Origin of the sequence: Lysinibacillus capsici, assembly GCF_020217405.1 — a bacterium.
Classification (GTDB): Bacteria; Bacillota; Bacilli; order Bacillales_A; family Planococcaceae; genus Lysinibacillus; species Lysinibacillus capsici.
Genome location: NZ_CP084108.1, coordinates 1,834,257 through 1,854,007, shown reverse-complemented (window position 1 = coordinate 1,854,007; position 19,751 = coordinate 1,834,257). Strand labels below are relative to the sequence as shown.

Sequence of the window (19,751 nt, the reverse complement as noted above, 5' to 3'; positions counted from 1 at the left end):
AACTACCTAGTACACGCTAGGTAGTTTTTCTTTTCTGAAAATTCATTAAAAAACGTTTTCACTCTTTCAAATTTGTTGTATGATTAATTTATTAATAAGTCATCTGATGACCAGTTGTTTATAAAAGGAGCGATGAATATGAAAGTCACACTATTCGCCACTTGCTTAGTGGATATGTTTCAAGGGGATGTGGGAAAAGCAGTTGTTGAAGTATTAGAAAGACTTGGCTGTGACATCGACTTTCCAGAGGATCAAATTTGCTGTGGACAGCCTGCTTACAATAGCGGCTATGTCGAAGAATCGAAAAATGCGATGAAAAAAATGATCACAGCCTTTGAGCATGCTGAATATGTAGTCTCTCCCTCTGGTTCCTGCGCTTATATGTTGAAGGAATATCCAGAAGTTTTTAAAGGAGACCCCATATGGGAGCCAAAAGCGCAAGCATTAGCAGCTAAAACCTATGAATTCACAGAGTTTATTGTCAACGTATTAAAGATAGAAGATGTGGGAGCGCATCTAAAAGGTAAAGCTACTTATCATACGTCATGCCATATGACAAGATTACTTGGTGTAACAGAGGCACCCTTCCAATTATTAAAGAACGTCAAGGGCTTGCATTATGTGGATCTCCCTGGTAAGGATCGATGCTGCGGATTTGGTGGTACATTTTCAGTTAAAATGGGCAATATTTCTGGAGAAATGGTCAATGAAAAAGTACTGAATGTGGAAGACACAGGCGCTGACATTTTAATAGGAGCTGACGCAGGCTGCTTATTGAATATCGGTGGCCGCATTCAACGTCAGGGTAAGCCAATTAAAGTGATGCATATTGCAGAAGTGTTAAATTGTCGATAAAAGGGGGAAATAAACATGGCCATGAAAACAAGTGATGATCGGTTTCAACAACGTGTCACGAAAGAGCTAGATAATCCGTTTATGCGTCGTGCGGTTTCGAGTGCGCAAGAACGTTTTCAAACACGTCGCCTTCAACAAGCAGAGGAATTAGGACATTGGGAAGAATGGCGTTCTCATGGAGAGGAAATTCGCAAGCATGTTTTAGCAAATCTTGATTATTACCTTTATCAATTAAGTGAAAATGTTGCCAAACGAGGTGGGCATGTGTTCTTTGCGCAAACTGCACAGGAAGCAACCGACTATATTCAAAGCATTGCTAAAAAGAAAAATGCAGCAAAAATTGTGAAATCCAAATCAATGGTGACAGAAGAAATTAACTTAAATACGGCTTTAGAAGCGCTTGGTTGTGAAGTGATTGAGACAGACCTAGGTGAATATATTTTGCAGGTGGCAGATCACGAGCCCCCTTCGCATATTGTGGCGCCAGCCTTGCATAAAAATAAGGAGCAAATTCGAGATGTTTTTAAGGAAAAACAAGGCTACAGTCAAACAGAAAAACCAGAGGAACTTGCCCTTTATGTACGTGAAAAATTAAGACAGGAATATTTAACAGCCGATATTGGTATTACAGGCTGTAATTTTGCTATTGCTGAAAGTGGATCGATTACACTCGTTACGAATGAGGGCAATGCTGATTTAGTAACAGCGCTACCAAAAACACAAATCACAGTTATGGGAATGGAAAGAATAGTTCCTACATTTGAAGAAATGGAGGTCCTTGTTAGTTTATTAACAAGAAGTGCTGTCGGTCAAAAGCTAACGAGCTATATTACAACGTTAACAGGCGTAAAGGACGAAGAGGATACGGATGGACCAGAGGAATTTCATTTAGTTATTGTTGATAATGGACGCTCGGCTATTTTAGGTAGTGAATTCCAGCCTATTTTACAATGCATTCGCTGTGCTGCCTGTGTTAATGCTTGCCCTGTCTATCGTCATGTTGGTGGGCATACGTATGGCTCTATCTACTCTGGACCTGTAGGTGTTGTGCTCTCTCCACTTTTAGGAGGCTACGATGATTTTAAAGAACTGCCCTATGCTTCTACATTGTGCGGTGCTTGTACAGATGCTTGCCCTGTTAAAATTCCATTACATCAGCTCATTCATCGCCATCGTCAGGTCATTGTTGAAAATGAGGGCAAGGCACCTATCCCTGAAAAGCTTTTAATGAAGGCATTTGGTCTAGGGGCTTCCTCCCCTACCCTTTATAAAATGGCGACAAAAATGGCTGCACCTGCCATGTCTCCATTTATCAAAAACAAGACTATTTCTAAAGGGCCAGGCCCATTAAAAGCATGGACTGAGGCAAGGGATTTCCCTGCACCAAATAAAGACAGCTTTAGAGACTGGATGAAGCATCGTACAAAAGGAGGCGGGCAATAATGACTGGTATGATTCAGCGTCGAGAAACCTTTTTAGCAAATATTGCGAAGCAGCTCGGACGCTCGCCTAAGACAGAACTACCACGACCAACTTGGCAGTATCAGCCACAAGATCGTGTGCTCAAAGATGCGACAAAGGATGAATTGGTGGAAATATTAATCAAGCAGTGTGCCAACATCCATACCAATATTGTCATTTCTAATACTGCCACACTTCCAGAGGATTTACAGGACGTTGTTGACAAGTATGGAGGTCAGTCTGTTATTACATGGAAGGATAAACGGTTCCAGGACTACGGATTATCCGCACTTATGAACGAACAATGGCCACAAGCCAATATTCAGCTTTATGAATGGAATTCACAGCACCCTGAGGAAAATATTCGTCAAGCTGAAAAAGCAAATATCGGGATAACCATTAGTGAAATGACGTTAGCAGAATCAGGAACTGCCGTGCTCTTTAGTAGCAAAGATAGAGGGAGATGTATTAGCTTTTTACCCGAAAAGTCGATCATTATCATACCTAAAAGTACAATTGTGCCTCGTATGACACAGGCAGCTCGTTGGATTAGTGAAAAAATCCGTCAGGGTGAAAAAATTGCTTCCTGTATCAACTTTGTTACGGGACCAAGTAACTCAGCCGATATCGAAATGATTCTTATCGTTGGAGTTCATGGCCCTATTCAAGCAACCTATATTGTCATTGAGGATCAGTAAAAGAACAGGCATGCATTTCACTGCATGCCTGTTCATGTTGTTGAAAAAGCTGATGTCAACAGCAGAAAAAGCAACTTTGCAAGGTGAGGGGTTGATTTCCGTTCCGCCAGCGTCCTTTCCAGGGGGCGTCCGATGAGCCGCTTCACTCACTTCCGTTCGCTCCAGGGTCTCCTCTGTGACGCTCAATCCCCTAGGAGTGACGCTGGCTCCACTCCAATCAACCATTCTGCAAAAGGGGCTTTTCCTTATCTTTCATACTAGCTAGCCATAGTAATCAAATTAGCCTATTATTTGTATGATTAGAGAAAGGATAGACTCTTAATTTCATTGCGAAGAAGTAATGAGTGTCAAAAGCCCTCCATAAAATGGGTAGTGAAGACATTCACTTTATTTGAAAACCTTTGCTAAAAAGTTAGTGGGTTGAAGTGGAAGGCTACTTGACTCCCATGAGATAGCGAGACAGGCGAAACTCTAAACGGAGCGGTAGCGGAGGAAGCGATTCGGCGCTCGCCCACAGGAAAGCAAGTAGCCTACAACGGAAATCCATTTCTACCTTTCAATTGACTGTTTTGTTTTTCAACACTAAGAACGAGGCTGGGACAAAAAGAAAAAATGTTAGACCAAGATATAATTAGTCTAACATTTTTTTGATTTAGGAAGGCATATTTAACTTCTTAAAGTGAAAAAGCTAATATCCATTTTTATTGTTTTTCAATATAATCGAGTTCTGTCCCAGCCTCGTTATTTTAAGTTGTTGTGTTCGCGACCCCTTCTGGTAGAGCTGCTTTTTCGTAATACTCTGGATGTGCCTCTTTTAAAATAGATGAGCGCAGCATCACAAGTGAAATGATAATAATAATGACACTCGTTACTGGTAAAATAATAGTTGCTGGTAATGTATCATATAACATGCCATAGACTACCATACCAATTGGCATCATAGACATCGCCATCGTTTCCATTAGCCCAAAAACACGTCCACGATACTCTTCCGCAATGATTTTTTGCATATACACCCCGATGGGCATATTTATTCCCATTTCGAAAGTTGCGAAAATAAAGTAAATGATGAGATAGAAGATCACGATGGCTATATAAGAAAAATCAGTGACTAATGGGATGACTGCTAAGCCGACACTTCCCGCCAATAGTAATAAGCTGATTTTCGAAAAGCGTAAAGGTACCTTCACTTCAGGTCTTGTTGCGAAATAAAGGGATGCTAAGAGCATGCCTAATGCACCAGATGCTTCAATAAAGCCAAAATGTGTGGATTCTACTTTTAGCAATTCAATAATGATGTACGTTCCTCCAACAGCGATGGCAGAAAAGAATAGGTTAATCCACAATGCTACCCACATAATGGTCTTTATGACGTTACGTTGCTTGATATAATGAAAACCACTTTTCAGCCCTTCCCACATCTTTTCTTTTTTCGTATCTTCCCCTCTTGTACTATAAAGGTTAAAATCCATTGTTGCCTCTAAACAAAAGGCAATCGCATAGGCCACCATATTCACCATTAAAAATACATCCATACTAAAAAATCCATACATCATACCACCAATGACTGGTCCTCCAATTGCAGCTACGGACATTGACATTTGGTTAAATGACATCGCACGTTGTAATCGCTCTGGATTGACAAGTGTGGCAATAGCAGATGAAAACGTTACACCAGAAAAGGCCGAGCAAATAGTATTAAAAACAGTAGCTATGTATATAGCATAAACAGATATTCCTACTGTTTCTGTATAAAGCAGTAATCCCCCTACTGTCAAAATGGTTCCTGCCTGTGCTAGTAATATCGTGCGTTTTTTTGAAAAATTATCTGCGACATAGCCTGCTAAGGGTGCTACAAGTGCGCGTGGTAATACTGAACAAATCATATTGGTAGCGAAGCTCATTGCCGAACCAGTCATCGCTAAAATATACAAGCTAATACCGAATGCCATGACATTTGCACCCAACATGGCAATCATTTTACTTGCCGTGAATGTCCATAAGTGATAGGTTGCCTTTTTCAATTTTTCCGCTTCATGCATCTAAACCCCTCCATTATTTAACTAAATTAAAAAGTTTAATTATGTTAAACAAAATATACCACAGCTCCCTCTTTTCACGCAAGCAAAAGTTTAATATAATTAAACAAAAGGAGGCGAGGCAGTGGACTCTTTAGGCACACGAATTCGCAAATTAAGGAAAGATCAAAAATTAACATTAGAGGCACTTGCCGGTGATCGTCTAACTAAAGGAATGTTAAGCCAAATAGAAAATGATAAGGCCAAGCCTTCCATGGAAAGCCTTGACTATATTGCTGAACGTTTAGGTGTAAAAGCTAGTGCATTACTGGAAGAAGTAACCCCATCCTCCATTCGCCAGCTATTAGAGCAGGTGGAAAGTTTATTTGCAGAAGTAAAACGTGGTGATGCTGATCATCATCAAGAAATTGTCGATTTAATTAAGCCGTCTGTGGAGAGCCTGCCTCAAAGTTATGAAGCTGGCCGTTTATTGTATATTTACGCAGATGCCCAGTATGAAGCTGGATTAACAACATGGGAAGGCCCACTTCAGCAAGCCCGCACTATTTTTAAGGAAATTAATTTACTCAGCCATTGGTTCAAAACCTTTATCCTAGAGATAGCTATTTTAGCAGCAAAACGTCAATATACAGTGGCGTACGATCGTATCTTACAGGCAAAGGAAATTATTGAACATGAGAACTATCAGCTCGATTCTCGTGATGCCTTATTAATGACTTATTATACAAGTATTTTCCAACTTGCAATTGGTGAGCATGAGGAAGGGAAAAAACTAATTCAAGAGACGATTGCTAATGCTCATAAAAACCAACTGTTCTATCAGATTGATAATATGTACAGAATTGGTGCCTATTGTGCCATGATTGATCGTGATTTCGAACAAACCAATCATATGTTTATGAAACTGGAGCAATATCAGGCATTTGCTGAACGTGTTGAGGTTGATGCTTTTATCTTTGTATTGAAGGCACATTATTATAATAATTACAGCAATAATTATGACCAGGCTCTGATTGAAATAGAACGTTTTTATCAGCTTAGACACGATGATTATTTAGACAAGCTAGATCCAAACTTTTACTATGCTGAAAAAGGAAAATCCTTATATTTACTTGGACAATATGAGGAGGCGAAGGCTGCATTCGAACAGTATAAACACAGACCGCTCTATATTAATCATCCATATGATATTTTAAGCTTGAATGAATGCTTTTCCTATAAAGCCCTTTGCTATGCCCATTTTGGTGAGCTAACAACAGCCTATGAAATTGCAAAAATGGCCTATATAGATTCACTGGATTTAGTGGATTTGCCCTATAAACGAAAAATTGAGGAAGTCTACCGAACGATTAAGGCACAGATTGATTCCATAACTTAATTAGGAAAGGGATTGCACGAGGCTGTGCAATCCCTTGTTTTTATTGCTGACGATCACTCTTTATTTGTTTATGGATCTTACGTAACGCTTTTTTCGACCCACGTTCGATATCGTGCTGAAGCTTCCGATCCTGATAGTCTACAAATAATGTCTCTAAATCATATCCTTCAGGGTATAACTCTGATGCAGGTAATTCAAGGGCAAGCCGCTTTACATTCACCTCTAGTATTTGCCCCTGATAGAATACGCTGACATTATTGTACGGATTCATTTCTTCATACACCAATCCCACATCATCATAGTCCAATAATTTCACACGATCCCCTTTGGCAAATGTATACGCTGCTGCCAAGCTTTTTTTCTCTTCTTTAGGCTTTCGAATTTTACTGTCCTGAATGAGCGTCAGCTGATATTCTTTATTATTTATATAATCCTTTGCTCTTTGTAAAACAGTTTCGCGGACATTCATTTTTTTAGAAATCCATAAGGCATTGCTTTCTCCAGAGGTGCCGATGAGTAATTGGTACAAAGGCTCTAATGTTTCAGCATGGAAGCGCATTGCCGCATTCATAAAATCAGGATGCATTTCAGAAAATCGTTTAATTTCACCATAATGTGTAGTTGCCACAGTTATACAGCCCATTTGATAAAATTCTTCTAATATCGCAATGGCTAGTGCAGCTCCTTCATTTGGTTCTGTTCCACTGCCAATTTCATCAAACAGTAAGAGTGTATGATTATTAGCAGCTCTCATAATATCTGAAAGATTTTTCATATGAGAAGAAAACGTACTAAGTGCATTCTCTATACTTTGATTATCGCCAATATCAACAAATATATGATCAAATACAGCCATTTCCGTTCCTTCGTCCGCTACAATATGGAAGCCCGACATCGTAGCTAATGTTAAAAGACCAATGGTTTTCAACACAACTGTTTTCCCACCAGCGTTTGGACCTGTAATAATTAAGCTACGGTAGTCTTTTGCAATGGAAAATTGAAGGGGTACCGCATTTTCTGGTAGTAATGGATGCTTACCATTGATCAGTTGAATATAACCGTAATCATTTATACGCGGCTCCCTACCACCAATTTGTCTACTGAACTTTGCTTTGGCAAAAACCATATCGTATTGACTAATCAACTCCATGTTAATGGTGATGGCATGAAGATGTTCCATCAGTAGCCCTGATAAAGACGCTAAAATCTGATATTCCTCTACGGCTTCCTCAGCCTTTAAGGTAGCTAATTCTACATTTAATTTAGCGATAACACTTGGCTCCATAAAAACGGTTGCCCCTTTTGAGGAGATTTCAACGACCGTTCCCTGTACATGATTTTTATAGGTCGCCTTAATCGGAATCGTATAGCGATCATCCTTTTGACTAATAAAAAATTCCTGAATATACGGTTTATTGGCACTGTTATTTAAAAATTTCGTTAAACGTTCTTTAATTTTATCCTCAGTCGTTTCCATATGATGTCGGATGCGTTTTAATTCACGACTAGCAGCGGAATCTACACGATTGGCTTTGATCGCAAAATTAATCTCCTCCTCCACGTTTTTAAATTCAGCCATAGAATGAGCGTAAGAGGAAAGAACAGGCGCAAAAAATGTCTTATCTAACATAAATTTTTTGATGTTGCGGCAGCCCCGTAAAAAATCGGAGATACTCACTAGCTCACTGGGATCGAGAAGCATCCCCTTTTCAAGCTTCGTCATGATATGCTCAATATTTGATACCCCTAAAAACGGAACATGCCCCTCTGCATCCAATATTGCACGAGCTTCTGTTGTTTCATTCAACCGATTTTTTACCACTACTAAGTTTGAGCTTGGCATTAATTTATCTAAAAGCTGTTTTCCTAACCCGCTGACACAATAGGATTTAACGATGTCCTTTAATTCATGATATTGTAATTTTTCAAGTGTAGTATTATTCATTTCTTTTTGCTCCTCATTGTAATGTTTTATCATACATGAAGATACCTACCCAATAATAGATAGCAATGATGGTTTAAACAACATAAAAAAGCTGCGAGGAATCCCCACAGCTCTATCTTTAAAAGGCGCGTTTTCCTGGCATCACAAATAAAACTTCAGCTAATTGAAGTTTCATCTTACATGCCACGCTTAATAAAGTATTGTAGGTATCTACATAGGTTGTTGAAATAGGTCCATGACAAAATAAGGGGTGTTCATAACATGTATCCCCTGCTGTCGTCATCGCCACTATTTCATTCAATTTTTACCTAGTTAGAACCTACCGCACTCACAAAAAGCACCTCTCATTAATTATCATTGTTATCTAATTATTGACATTTTACTATATGCTAACAGGAAAGTAAAGGTACCCACCTTCAAAAGGTTTTCTCCTATTTTTGTCGAATCTATCAAAAAGACTCTATTGTTAGCCTCACTCTACTCAGTCTACTATTCTTTAAGATACGATTAAATAAAATAGCAGGCAATCCAGCAGCCCAATCCGATAAGGAATAAAAAAGTTTTGGGCATTACAAAGCGAAGTGGTAAAAGTTACATAAAAAAGACCTGTAGAAAAATCTACAAGTCTTTTACGAAACTGATTTATGATGGGCTTTTCTTGTTTCTATAATTTTCGAACCAGAAAATAAAAGTAAAGCTGCCCAAATAATGCTGAATGCAAGGAGCTCAATTTGACTAAATGGCTCTTTGTATAGCACAATGCCTAAAATCAAGACAATAGTTGGCGATACATATTGGATAAATCCTAGTAAATATAAAGGAATATTTTGTGCCCCCTTCGCAAATAAAATAAGCGGGACGGCTGTTACTAAACCACTAAAGATCATCAAAATATCTGTTTTAACATCGACATGTAAAAACGAGGCTTGATGTGTAGCGAAAAGATAGACATAATAGCCTAATGCAAAGGGTAAAATCAATAACGTTTCAATGGCTAGCCCTCTTGTAGCATCCAGTGTAATTTTCTTTTTTAGCACACCATAAATAGCGAAAGATAGCGCAATCAATAAAGCAACCCAAGGTACAGAGCCGTAATTGATCGTTAAAATAATCACCGCAATAAAAGCAATTCCTGTTGCTACCCATTGTGAACGACTCAGCGATTCTTTAAAGAAAATCACCCCAAAAATGACAGACAAAAGCGGATTAATGTAATAGCCTAAGCTCGTTTCAATGAGATGATTATGCGTCACTGCCCAAATATATAAATACCAGTTCATTGAAATGACAAAGGACGCGCCTGCAAGCTGCCAGAAATGCTTTTGATGTGACCATAAATATTTTAAATCTGCTACGAGATCCTGACGCATTCGAAATACAATCACTGCCAGCACCGTAAAGACAAAGGACCAAATGACACGGGATAATAAAATCTCCATACTTGGTACATGCTCAAGTAATTTCCAATATAGGGGGAATGCTCCCCAAAAGGCATAGGCAAAAAAGGCAGCTAAAACTCCTTTTTTCTCATTTGACATGATATGAACGCTCCTACTCTTACTGAAATCGGTTAATGATTTCCTATAATCTTAAACTAGTTAAAGAATAGACTCATTATAGGACTTTGAGTAGCTGCTGTAAATGCCAAATTTCTAGTTCCTTTTAAAAGCTGTTAACCTTTCTGTTCCGACTCTAGCTCAGAAATATACTTGCGTACAGTACTATAGCTAATCTCTGGATTGATTTGGCGCTTGATGCGAATATGGATTTCTTTAATTCCAACCCCTTGCTCACGCATATCTCGAATCATCGACTTCAAGGGCCCCGTCAATGACTCTCTTGACATCGCTGTATATTTACTTAGTTCAATGAGAAGATCTGTATTTTGTTGACGGAGCACCTTCATCTCCTCCACCACACAATTATATTCAGTGACCTTTTTCTGCAAGACCGTGTTTTGCTGCTTTAACTTTTGTAGATCCTCTGTTAGCTGTGCATTTTGTTTTTTTAGCATTTTTCGTTCTCGTTCTAAACCATTTTGCTTGTTATCTAAATCCTTATACATAGCATTATATAACTCTTCCATATGCAAAAGCTCTAGATAGCGACTTTGCTGTACAATCATTAAGCTATCTGTCGTGTATAGAGCAAGCGTTCCATCTTTAAACGGCTCATACGACAATGTAGAGGGATTTATTTTATTTGCCATTTATTTTTCTCTCCTCCACGAAAAAATACATGATATCGAATTGCTTTGTTTCGCATCTTTCCGCTTCCTTTTTCATTTGATAATCATTCTCATTTAATTTTATCATAATCACTATTTTGCTTTTTGTCAAAGAACATTTCCATCTTAGCGAATATTATGGCAAACCCTTGGAAGGAGCCTCTCTACCTGACTACACATTCCATATAAAAAGCCTCTTGCAACAATAGCTGCAAGAGGCTTGGGCCTTACATTTTTTTCAGTTTTTCATACTCCAATTGCAAACGCTCAATACGTTTACGACCTTCTTCACGGTTTCTTGCTGTTTCTGCTTGAATTTGCTTTGTTTCTTGAATACCAGCCATAATTGTTTGCCATGTTGTTTCAATGGTTTCGATTTTAATGCTTGGGCTACCAGCTTGACGAGCGATATTCACACTGTTCTTACTAATATTTTCTGCATTACGCACAAGCATTTCATTCGTACGGCGATCTAGTTCCACCATAGAATCAGAAATCAACTTTTGACGCTTCAATGTCACTGCGTGAATAAGCCCCTGCTTAAAGATCGGAATCGTTGTGACAAAGGCAGAATTAATCTTGGCAATTAGATGATTGTTCCCTTGCTGCATTAAGCGAATTTGTGGTGCTGATTGGAATGATACTTGTTGTGCCATTTCTAAATCATAGCGACGTTGCTCTAATAATTCCACAGCGCGAAGCATTGTTTCATATTCCATAGCTGCCAATTGATCACCACTTTGAGCCTTTTGTTCAAGTGCTGGTAAAGACGCACGAACCTCTTCTGTTTTCACTTCAATAGCTGCAACAAATTTACTTAATGATTGGAAGTAGTTTAAGTTTTGATCATACAAATTTTCAAGGTCAATGGTATTACGCTTCATTTCCCCTTCATATTTTTGGATTTCACGGTAAATGACATCCACTTCTTTATTCATGCTGTCATACTTAGATAAGAACCTTTCCAATTGTTCTTTTCCTTTGTTAAAGAGCTTGGAGATGAAACCGCCCTTTTTCTCTTCCGCAAAATCCTGTGGATCAAATTTATCCATAATTTTATTCAGGTTATTTAAAAGCACACTCGATTCTTCCAGCTTACTAGCTTTCATCGTTGCGAGCATTTTATCAGAAAAGGTTGAAATGCCACTTGCCGTTTCTTTACCGAGCTCTAGCATGGCAATTTGATCTTTGACATCAATTTTTTGTGCAAGTGTATGAACCTCTGGATCTTGCTTTAACATTAGCTGATTTTGAGCGATTTGTGATAGCTCCTGCTCAGATACAAGTACCGGCTTTTGCTCAGGCGCCTGCTGTAAAAGTGGATTTGGCTGTAATAAAGGATTTTCTGAAGCGAATGGGTCCTTGGATTTTAAAAGATCATTGTTGAATTCAGACATACGTTTTACCCCCTGCAATTTATCTCTACTAATTACTTACGATTACCATGTAAAAAAGTTTCATTTTCTATAGGATGAAAAAATATGAGTCTGCTATACGATAGCCATTCTGGTGAAGCTTATATTGCACGCTATATTGGTTAGGGTGAGTATTATCAACAAAAATGTCCATCTCAGTACAATGGTGGAGAATTTCTTCTATTTCATTATTCATGGGACAAAGCTGCTGAAGTTTTTGAAAGAACTGCGCTTTTTCCTCAGGTGTTGCTAAACGTTGATTTGGTGGATGGGCAAGGAGCGCTTCCACCTCTGATTTAGCTAACATGGTCTCACCCCTTTGTTAAATTATAGCTTCTTTCTATGCAAAATTCGACTAATTCCGTAAATTCCTTTACATTGTTTGCTAACTATGGCTACTTGTGACCAAAAAAGCAGCTACATCATGATGTAGCTGCCCTAGTGTTATGTTGTTACCTTTAATACCGTTTTAATTTTTTGAATGACGCCGCCAGAGCTATATGTCAATACACTACGTTTATAGAACGATAAACTGAATAGGTATACGACAACAATCGTTACGACTAAAATTCCTAAAGAAAGTAATGGTACAATGCCACCGATATCTGTAGCGCCAATACGCATTGGCATGATCATGCCAGAAGTTAGTGGGATATAAGAGAATATTTTAATGATAATTGTATCTGGATTCCCCATGCCTGTCAGCATAACATAGAAGCCAATAATGGTAATAATCATCGCAGGCATTAATACTTGACCCGCCTCTTCTACTTTCGATACTAAAGAGCCAAATAATGCACCGATAATAAGATAAAGGATAACTGTTAACAGTAGGAATACGATTGCATAGATGACATAGCCAATGGACAATTCCTTGACAATGCTAGCAGCTGCATCCCAAACCATCCCACCTTTGATAAACTTCGCATAGATAAGGAACACAATCGCAATAATACCCATCTGTGTTAAAGCAAGCAATAAAACTCCAGCGATTTTCGCTTTAAAATGTGTCCCAGGTTTGACACTTACTAAAAGCATTTCCATTGCGCGTGAGCCTTTTTCAGAGGCTATTTCAGTCGTAATCATCGATAGGAATGTAGAAATGAAGAAATAGATTAAAATTCCTACCGCATAGGAAACTACTAGCCCTGATTGCTTTTCTTCTTCACTTTTTCCACCTGTTGATGCCTCATTTAAGTTTTTCGTGGAAATTGTTGTTTGAGCTGCCATGATTTGTGCCGCTTGCTCAGGTGAAAGCGATAATTGTTGTACGGCATAGTGCTGTCCTGCATATTGTAATAAGGATGATAATGTAGATTGATCGTTTAATTTCAGTGGTGTAAACGTAGCAATTTCCGCATGTAATTGACCATTTTGGTCGTTAATCGTCACAATCGCATCCAGCTTGCCGTCCTTTACTCTTTTTTCAAGGGTCGATACATCTTGCTCATCCTGAATAAAATTCATATCTCCATTCGAGACAAAAATACCACTTAGATCAGCAGAGGTTTCATTAATAATCGCGATTTGCTGTGCTTCATCATCACCTGTGAATAATTCCTTAATTTCTGACCAGAAGACAGCCACTGACATGACAATTACATATAAACAAGTCATTAAGATAAAGGATTTTGATTTAATTTTAGCTTTATATAATTGCTTCATTAATAAACTAAACTTCGACAATATGGCCACCTACCTTATCTTTAAAGATTTCATCTAACGATAAATAATCTAAGCTGAATTTTTCAATATACTTCCCATTGGATAGCTGTTCAAAGATACCTTGAGCAAAGCTTTCGTCCACTAATGTAAGCACTGTTTGCTCCTTCTCTACACGCACATCCTTGACACCCTCAAGTGCCAATAATTGTGTTGTTGACCAATCCGTACGGACAGCAAGCTTTGTTTTACCATATTGTTTCTTTAAATCTAGTAAGCTTCCAGAAAATAAAGAAACACCTCGTTTTAATAAACACAAATGATCACAAAGCTCCTCGACATTGTCCATTTGGTGACTGGAGAACAAAATCGTCGTGCCTTGCTCTTTCAATAGTAAAATAGCATCCTTTAGTAAATCTTTATTGACGGGATCTAGCCCACTGAACGGCTCATCTAAAATTAAAAACGCAGGTTTATGGATAAAGCTTGCAATTAACTGTACCTTTTGCTGATTCCCCTTTGACAGTGTTTCTGCCTTATCCTTGCGTTTTTCCTCCAGTTCAAAACGTTGAATCCAAAAATCTATTTCCTTTTTCAGCTCTGCTCGTTTCATGCCACGTAGCTCACCAAAAAAGTAAAGCTGCTCCTCTACCTTCATTGTTGGGAAAATACCACGCTCCTCTGGTAAATAACCAAGGACATCTCGGTTAATGGCATTAACTGGCTTGCCATCCCAAGTAATTGTCCCCGCCGTCGTCTCCTGTAAATCTAAAATCATTCGGAATGTCGTCGTTTTCCCTGCACCATTTTGACCAATTAGACCGAAAATTTCACCCTTTTCAATGGTAAAATTCAAATCATCCACAGCTGTAAAATCCTTATACTTCTTTGTAACATGCTGTAACTGTAACGTCATGTTATCATCCTCCTTATCCTTCAAATATATGTAAGTCTTGTTTCAAGCCCTTTTTACGATTTCCATTTTTCACTATAGGCACTACCATAAGGAGGGCTACTAAAAAACTAATGCACCCTGTCCTAATACTCAAAAGTCCTGCAGCAGGCTCCAATAACCCTAGCACGACATTATAAATTCCAATCATTACATTGAACAATAATACTAGTATAAAAAAGCGATTCATTGACTTTAGATAACTGATTTTAGATGTAGCATCTGAGAATAATTCAAAGTTCCCCTCCGATTTTGGTTTTCGATAATAGGCCCACCCACCAAACTTAGACACACACTCGATATTCATTTCGTCTAAAAATTCAAAATAATCCTTTGACTTTCTATTGACAAATTCATTTCGATAAATATATTGACCTGGTGTCCCTTTTTCAAAAACAAAGTAGCCTACCACTGTCTTTTTAAGATTCCACCCCCGATCTGCCATGTCATTGACCCATCGTTCTTCCTTTTCGTAATCAATAAAAAAACGATACATTCTTTTTTTCATTTTGCATCACCCCTACTATAAAATCATGCTTCCTTTTTCATTATTTTCTGATTTCCCGGAAAATAATAGACGCATCGTTAATCCGAAAATACATTTAATTCTCTCTTTAATCGATTACGTATACGCATAAGCTGATAGAATGGGAGGGCAAATAATACAACAACCACAAGATTCTGCGTATTTAACGCAAAACCAACCCAGTCTGTTGTTTGCTCCGAAAAATCGCCAATTAAACCGATCAGTCCAATGAACAAATTAAGTAGAATAAGAGAAAGCAGGATCCTCATCTTTTTTGACAGGTTACCAATTTTCGTTTTTTTATCTGTATACAGCTCAAATGGACCTTCCTGTGCTGCTTTTCTAAAAAATACAAAATTTCCAGAGCGGTCTACTTGTTCAATGTCAGAGGATTTGAGAAATTCGAGAAATTCCTCTTCATAGTGCGTACCGAATCGCTCTAATTCATCATGGCGATAAATATCGCTATTTGGTTCTCCACGCTCAAACGTAAAGCGAATCCATGTAAATTTTTTTAAGTGCCAGCCCTGACTAGCCATGTCATTGACCCACTTCTCTATTGCATAGGGATTAATCATCAATCGATATTTATGCATATTATTCAACTCCTCTCGTTATACGGATACCATTGTCAAAAAGTTCCCTTAATCTTAAAATTTCATATTCCACCACTGTTTTTCCAGTTTCAGTAATAATATATTCTTTCTTTCTGCCATCTCCATCAAGTGCCTCTATCCATCCTCGTTCCAACAATGTTTTAATCGCACCATATATGGTTCCGGCCCCTAAGCGCACTCTTCCATTGCTCATTTCTTCCACCAATTGCATAATGCCATAGCCATGCCTCGCCTCATATAATGCTAATAAAATATAATAAACGCCCTCTGTTAATGGCGGATGCTCCTGTGTCATACAAATCCTCCTTTATATCGACCATCAATATATCGTCAGTCGATATACTCAAAATATATCAGCAGTCGATATAATTGTCAACGCTCATTCATAGTGTTGCAGATCCTCGTACACTATGCTAGGATGTAAGTAATTACTTGCATGGAAGGAAGTATGTTTTTGACAACGAAAGGAACTGCACAACGAATTATCGAAGCTGCTCTACAATTGATTAGTGAAAAAGGCTATACAGCTGCAACTACCAAAACCATTGCAGAATTAGCAGGTGTCAATGAGGTCACTCTTTTCCGTCACTTTGGCAACAAACGTGGTTTATTAAAAGCCATTATTGAGCAATTTTCTTATTATCCGCTTCTACAGCAGGAGATCAATCAAAATGTAACGTGGGAATTAGAAAAGGATTTATTAAATTTCTCATTGAAGCATTTTCATTTTTTAATGTCGATAAAAGATTTTGTCATGATCGGCTTTAAGGAATCTATTCAATTTCCTGAAATTAGTGAGGAAATCGCCAATATCCCGCTCCTCATCAAAAAGGAGCTCATTCACTATTTTCAAGAGATGCATCATCAGGGGAAAATAAGAGAAGTTGATTTTGAAGCAGCAGCATTATCGCTTATCGCTTTGAATTTTGGTCATTTTATGTCACGTGCTCAACTTGGAACAATCGTGTCTGACTTACCAACGGAAGAACTTTTACAAACTAGTGTTGCTATTTTTTCTAGGGGACTCGTTTCCTAGAAAAAATTTTTCCAATCAATGCAAGTAAGTACTTACTTAATTTTAGGAGGAATAAAAAATGACAGGTTTACAAGCATTTTTACGAGTTCGCGAAACCTATATTGGCATTGTTGCAACCATTGCCTTTCAATTAATCTTCTTTACAATCTGGATGACTGCCTATGATGGTGTCAATGAAAGAGCAGAACAGTTAAGCATTGGCATTGTTGTGGAAGATTCCGTAATGGGGCAACAGGTAGCACAAAACATCAAAGGCTCCATCCCCTTTGCAATGGAGGACTATTCTTCGATGAAGAAAGCTGAGAGCGCATTAAACGAACGAAAAATTAATATGATTATGCAGATTCCAGCTGATTTTACAAATCAAATCCAAGCAGGGAAAGAGGCTGAAATTATTTATGCGATTAATCAAGCCAATGCAAGTGTAGCGAAAAATATGATGGAGGGTGTAGCAAAGCAATTAACAGAAGAAATCAATCAAGCCCTTTATCCAATGCAGCAAAATCAAGCGGTTGCAGTCTTTGCTCAACAATTTGCTCAGCTTCCATTCGAGCAAGACACTGCCCAACAAATTACCACTTCTGTCAAAACGACTGTAATGAATGTCAAAGACCATCCCGTCGATGGTACAATTGTAAAAACCAATGATGTAAAGGGATTTGCTGCAAACTTCGTCCCATTTATGGTCATCATTTCCTCCTTTGTGGGAGCGATGGTCATGATTATGCAACACCAAGAAGCAGCACAGCTCGTTCAAGCAAGCCTATCAAAATGGCAATTGTTTCTCGCACGACAGCTACTCAATGTGGGCGTAGCCTTTACATTGCCATTCATAACAATTGGCTTGATGCACCTTTTTAATATCGATAGTCAAGAAAGCCTGTTGTCGATTTATCTCTTCCAAGCTGTAATGTATCTTGCTTTCCTTAGCTTGGCCCAAGTATTTGTGATTGCCTTTGGAAATATGGGGATGATATTTAATATTTGTGCTCTTTCACTCCAATTAGTAACATCAGGTGTACTTGTTCCAAAAACCATGCTATCTGAAGGATACAAGCAGGTCGCTGCTATGCTACCTGCCACGTATGGAGCAGATGGCTACTACACAATCATCTTTGGTGGTAGTTCTGATAATCTCCTGCAAAACAGTAGCTCCTTAGGCATCATCATCTTCGTGACACTAGCCGTTGCTACGTTGATCGTCACATTTAAGCCTGCTCCAGTCCGATGATTTAATAGAAAAGAGAAGGTCTACAAGTTGATGTAGACCTTCTCTTTGAGTGGTTATCCGCTACTTTTTCTCTTCTATCCTTCACTTTGAGCTTGCTATCCGCTACTTTTCCTATACTATCCTTCCATTCTGGCATTCTATCCGTCACTTCTCTCTCTATCCTTCAAATTGAGCGTTCTATCCGCTACTTTTCCTACTCTATCCCCCACTCCTCACATTCTTTAAAATAGCTGCTAGCTGTTGATTTAACATGGTCACGCTATCGCTGAAATCGCCGCGATACCATTGGATGATAAGTCCGATGATGGCGTTTGCTTGATAGGCGCTATAATAGTCGATCGATATATGATCCTCCATTTGATGTATGTGGTGTGTGGTAATGTCTCGTTTTAGCAGAGAATAAATGCCATCAAAAAGCATGTAATAATAGGTCAGCGGGACATTTTTAGAAAAGACGATACGGTAAAACATTTTAAAGCGTTCAATATGATGAAAAATACGGATGGTGTTGGGATCTAATTGATTTGTGTCCAATGTCGTGACTGCACGATAGGGTTCTTCATAGGATTGATATAAATCCTCCATGATCTCCTGAAAGTATTCTTCAAAGAGCCCCTCTTTTTGCTCGTAGTGTAAATAGAACGTTCCTCTATTGACCTTTGCTTCTCTACAAATTTCAGCAATGGAGATTTGCTCCAATGGCTTTTGGCTAAGCAAGGTCAATAAAGCATCGTGGAGAGCTTGCTTGGTTTTAATAATCCGTAAATCCGTTGTACGCAATTTTTTCAGCTCCTTAATAAACAATTTGTCCAAATGTGTTGATTACTCAACACATTCTGTTTTTTTGCATATTGAAATCGCTTTCATCTTTATTATATGATTTTAATGAATAATGAACAGATGTTCAATAAATAAAGAAATTACGATGAGGAGGTTTTTGAGATGAGATTAGAAGGTAAAGTAGCCATTGTGACAGGTGCAGCTTCAGGTATGGGGAAAGCCATTGCAGAAGGATATGCAAAAGAAGGCGCTAAGGTTGCCGTTTCAGACTTAAATTTAGAGGGTGCCCAAGCGGTTGTGGAAGGTATTCAGGCGGCTGGAGGAACAGCATTTGCCATTCAAACCAATGTCGCATCAGCAGAAGACTTGCAACGTTTATTTGATGAAACAAAAACAAACTATGGTCAATTAGATATATTAGTCAACAATGCAGGCATTATGGATGGTATGGAGCCAGTTGGAGAAATTTCTGATGAACGATGGGAAAAAGTATTTGCAGTGAACACAACAGCTGTTATGCGCTCTATGCGTATGGCTACCGAAATTTTCCTTGCACAAGGTCACGGTGTCTTTGTCAATAATATTTCTGCTGGTGGCTTATATGGTGCACGGGCTGGGGCTGCTTATACAGCTTCAAAACATGCGGTAGTTGGTTTAACAAAAAATACAGCCTTTATGTATGCTGATAAAAATATTCGCTGTAATGGTATCGCGCCAGGAGCAGTGATGACCAATATCGCCACTTCTATGACAAATATGAGCCAAACTGGAGCTGCACGACAAGCACTAGGACTATCCATCAATCCGCGGGCTGGTCAGCCAGAAGAAATCGCTCAATTAGCGATCTTCCTAGGCTCGGATGAGGCTAGCTTTGTAAATGGACAAGTTATTGCAGTTGACGGTGGCTGGACAGCTTACTAATTCATAAA

20 protein-coding genes are annotated in these 19,751 nt (G+C 38.6%); 7 read left to right on the top strand and 13 right to left on the bottom strand.

The annotated features are described in order from the left end of the window. Positions 1–138 precede the first annotated feature (138 nt). The 3 genes from LCP48_RS08795 to LCP48_RS08785 are packed head-to-tail and all read left to right on the top strand — an operon-like array spanning position 139 to position 3,014. Positions 139–855 carry a (Fe-S)-binding protein gene (locus tag LCP48_RS08795; RefSeq protein ID WP_225340868.1) on the top strand — a complete coding sequence of 239 codons (717 nt, stop codon included), beginning with the start codon at positions 139–141 and terminating at the stop codon, positions 853–855. Positions 856–870: 15 nt separating this feature from the next. Continuing rightward, positions 871–2,298 (top strand): LutB/LldF family L-lactate oxidation iron-sulfur protein, encoded by a 1,428-nt coding sequence (locus tag LCP48_RS08790; protein WP_004229482.1) that lies wholly within the window; start codon positions 871–873, stop codon positions 2,296–2,298. Further along, positions 2,298–3,014 (top strand): LutC/YkgG family protein, encoded by a 717-nt coding sequence (locus LCP48_RS08785; protein ID WP_216485541.1) that lies wholly within the window; start codon positions 2,298–2,300, stop codon positions 3,012–3,014. Before LCP48_RS08790 ends, LCP48_RS08785 begins: the two co-directional genes overlap by 1 nt. 746 nt (positions 3,015–3,760) lie before the next feature. Here the strand turns inward: LCP48_RS08785 and LCP48_RS08780 are convergent. Further along, positions 3,761–5,056, bottom strand: a complete 1,296-nt coding sequence (locus LCP48_RS08780; protein WP_004229486.1) for an MFS transporter — start codon at positions 5,054–5,056, stop codon at positions 3,761–3,763. A gap of 121 nt (positions 5,057–5,177) precedes the next feature. Between LCP48_RS08780 and LCP48_RS08775 the strand changes: the two genes are divergently transcribed. Beyond that, on the top strand, positions 5,178–6,431 hold the full coding sequence (locus LCP48_RS08775) for a helix-turn-helix domain-containing protein (RefSeq protein ID WP_004229489.1): 1,254 nt from the start codon (positions 5,178–5,180) through the stop codon (positions 6,429–6,431). A gap of 40 nt (positions 6,432–6,471) precedes the next feature. Here LCP48_RS08775 and LCP48_RS08770 read toward each other — a convergent pair whose 3' ends face one another. The 11 genes from LCP48_RS08770 to LCP48_RS08720 all read right to left on the bottom strand — a co-directional run bounded on the left by LCP48_RS08770 (position 6,472) and on the right by LCP48_RS08720 (position 16,070). Further along, positions 6,472–8,376, bottom strand: coding sequence for an endonuclease MutS2 (locus LCP48_RS08770; protein WP_004229491.1), 1,905 nt, complete (start codon positions 8,374–8,376; stop codon positions 6,472–6,474). A 118-nt stretch (positions 8,377–8,494) separates the two neighbouring features. After that, positions 8,495–8,677 carry a hypothetical protein gene (locus LCP48_RS08765; protein ID WP_004229493.1) on the bottom strand — a complete coding sequence of 61 codons (183 nt, stop codon included), beginning with the start codon at positions 8,675–8,677 and terminating at the stop codon, positions 8,495–8,497. A gap of 328 nt (positions 8,678–9,005) precedes the next feature. Further along, positions 9,006–9,914 carry an EamA family transporter RarD gene (gene rarD / locus LCP48_RS08760; protein ID WP_202341800.1) on the bottom strand — a complete coding sequence of 303 codons (909 nt, stop codon included), beginning with the start codon at positions 9,912–9,914 and terminating at the stop codon, positions 9,006–9,008. Positions 9,915–10,048: 134 nt separating this feature from the next. Then, positions 10,049–10,585: a hypothetical protein gene (locus LCP48_RS08755; protein WP_004229501.1), complete on the bottom strand. Its 537-nt coding sequence runs from the start codon at positions 10,583–10,585 to the stop codon at positions 10,049–10,051. 245 nt (positions 10,586–10,830) lie between these two features. Next, on the bottom strand, positions 10,831–12,000 hold the full coding sequence (locus tag LCP48_RS08750) for a toxic anion resistance protein (protein ID WP_225340867.1): 1,170 nt from the start codon (positions 11,998–12,000) through the stop codon (positions 10,831–10,833). Between the two features lie 67 nt (positions 12,001–12,067). Further along, a complete protein-coding gene (locus LCP48_RS08745) occupies positions 12,068–12,325 on the bottom strand; it encodes a hypothetical protein (protein ID WP_004229511.1) in 258 nt (85 codons plus the stop codon). A gap of 137 nt (positions 12,326–12,462) precedes the next feature. Next, positions 12,463–13,713 (bottom strand): ABC transporter permease, encoded by a 1,251-nt coding sequence (locus LCP48_RS08740; RefSeq protein WP_225340866.1) that lies wholly within the window; start codon positions 13,711–13,713, stop codon positions 12,463–12,465. Next, the gene (locus LCP48_RS08735; protein WP_225340865.1) at positions 13,691–14,596 is read right to left on the bottom strand and encodes an ABC transporter ATP-binding protein; all 906 of its coding nucleotides are present in this window, start codon (positions 14,594–14,596) and stop codon (positions 13,691–13,693) included. Before LCP48_RS08735 ends, LCP48_RS08740 begins: the two co-directional genes overlap by 23 nt. Before the next feature lie 13 nt (positions 14,597–14,609). After that, positions 14,610–15,140 carry a DUF2812 domain-containing protein gene (locus LCP48_RS08730; protein ID WP_202341795.1) on the bottom strand — a complete coding sequence of 177 codons (531 nt, stop codon included), beginning with the start codon at positions 15,138–15,140 and terminating at the stop codon, positions 14,610–14,612. 77 nt (positions 15,141–15,217) lie between these two features. Beyond that, the gene (locus LCP48_RS08725) at positions 15,218–15,754 is read right to left on the bottom strand and encodes a DUF2812 domain-containing protein (protein WP_216485545.1); all 537 of its coding nucleotides are present in this window, start codon (positions 15,752–15,754) and stop codon (positions 15,218–15,220) included. A gap of 1 nt (position 15,755) precedes the next feature. Beyond that, on the bottom strand, positions 15,756–16,070 hold the full coding sequence (locus LCP48_RS08720) for a PadR family transcriptional regulator (protein WP_009374222.1): 315 nt from the start codon (positions 16,068–16,070) through the stop codon (positions 15,756–15,758). Between the two features lie 153 nt (positions 16,071–16,223). Here LCP48_RS08720 and LCP48_RS08715 point away from each other — a divergent pair, with 153 nt between their 5' ends. Continuing rightward, a complete protein-coding gene (locus LCP48_RS08715; protein WP_225340864.1) occupies positions 16,224–16,811 on the top strand; it encodes a TetR/AcrR family transcriptional regulator in 588 nt (195 codons plus the stop codon). A gap of 58 nt (positions 16,812–16,869) precedes the next feature. Then, the gene (locus LCP48_RS08710) at positions 16,870–18,042 is read left to right on the top strand and encodes a YhgE/Pip domain-containing protein (RefSeq protein ID WP_202341793.1); all 1,173 of its coding nucleotides are present in this window, start codon (positions 16,870–16,872) and stop codon (positions 18,040–18,042) included. A gap of 198 nt (positions 18,043–18,240) precedes the next feature. Here the strand turns inward: LCP48_RS08710 and LCP48_RS08705 are convergent, their stop codons facing one another. After that, positions 18,241–18,822 carry a TetR/AcrR family transcriptional regulator gene (locus LCP48_RS08705; protein WP_004229535.1) on the bottom strand — a complete coding sequence of 194 codons (582 nt, stop codon included), beginning with the start codon at positions 18,820–18,822 and terminating at the stop codon, positions 18,241–18,243. Positions 18,823–18,984: 162 nt separating this feature from the next. Between LCP48_RS08705 and LCP48_RS08700 the strand changes: the two genes are divergently transcribed. Next, positions 18,985–19,743 (top strand): SDR family oxidoreductase, encoded by a 759-nt coding sequence (locus LCP48_RS08700; protein WP_225340863.1) that lies wholly within the window; start codon positions 18,985–18,987, stop codon positions 19,741–19,743. The last annotated feature ends 8 nt before the right edge of the window (positions 19,744–19,751 follow it).

Coding starts and splice junctions, on each gene's coding strand:
- LCP48_RS08715 (WP_225340864.1), top strand. CDS start 16,224: ATGTTTTTGACAACGAAAGGAACTGCACAACGAATTATCGAAGCTGCT.
- rarD (WP_202341800.1), bottom strand. CDS start 9,914: ATGTCAAATGAGAAAAAAGGAGTTTTAGCTGCCTTTTTTGCCTATGCC.
- LCP48_RS08735 (WP_225340865.1), bottom strand. CDS start 14,596: ATGACGTTACAGTTACAGCATGTTACAAAGAAGTATAAGGATTTTACA.
- LCP48_RS08730 (WP_202341795.1), bottom strand. CDS start 15,140: ATGAAAAAAAGAATGTATCGTTTTTTTATTGATTACGAAAAGGAAGAA.
- LCP48_RS08725 (WP_216485545.1), bottom strand. CDS start 15,754: ATGCATAAATATCGATTGATGATTAATCCCTATGCAATAGAGAAGTGG.
- LCP48_RS08790 (WP_004229482.1), top strand. CDS start 871: ATGGCCATGAAAACAAGTGATGATCGGTTTCAACAACGTGTCACGAAA.
- LCP48_RS08720 (WP_009374222.1), bottom strand. CDS start 16,070: ATGACACAGGAGCATCCGCCATTAACAGAGGGCGTTTATTATATTTTA.
- LCP48_RS08710 (WP_202341793.1), top strand. CDS start 16,870: ATGACAGGTTTACAAGCATTTTTACGAGTTCGCGAAACCTATATTGGC.
- LCP48_RS08750 (WP_225340867.1), bottom strand. CDS start 12,000: ATGTCTGAATTCAACAATGATCTTTTAAAATCCAAGGACCCATTCGCT.
- LCP48_RS08780 (WP_004229486.1), bottom strand. CDS start 5,056: ATGCATGAAGCGGAAAAATTGAAAAAGGCAACCTATCACTTATGGACA.
- LCP48_RS08755 (WP_004229501.1), bottom strand. CDS start 10,585: ATGGCAAATAAAATAAATCCCTCTACATTGTCGTATGAGCCGTTTAAA.
- LCP48_RS08745 (WP_004229511.1), bottom strand. CDS start 12,325: ATGTTAGCTAAATCAGAGGTGGAAGCGCTCCTTGCCCATCCACCAAAT.
- LCP48_RS08770 (WP_004229491.1), bottom strand. CDS start 8,376: ATGAATAATACTACACTTGAAAAATTACAATATCATGAATTAAAGGAC.
- LCP48_RS08785 (WP_216485541.1), top strand. CDS start 2,298: ATGACTGGTATGATTCAGCGTCGAGAAACCTTTTTAGCAAATATTGCG.
- LCP48_RS08700 (WP_225340863.1), top strand. CDS start 18,985: ATGAGATTAGAAGGTAAAGTAGCCATTGTGACAGGTGCAGCTTCAGGT.
- LCP48_RS08795 (WP_225340868.1), top strand. CDS start 139: ATGAAAGTCACACTATTCGCCACTTGCTTAGTGGATATGTTTCAAGGG.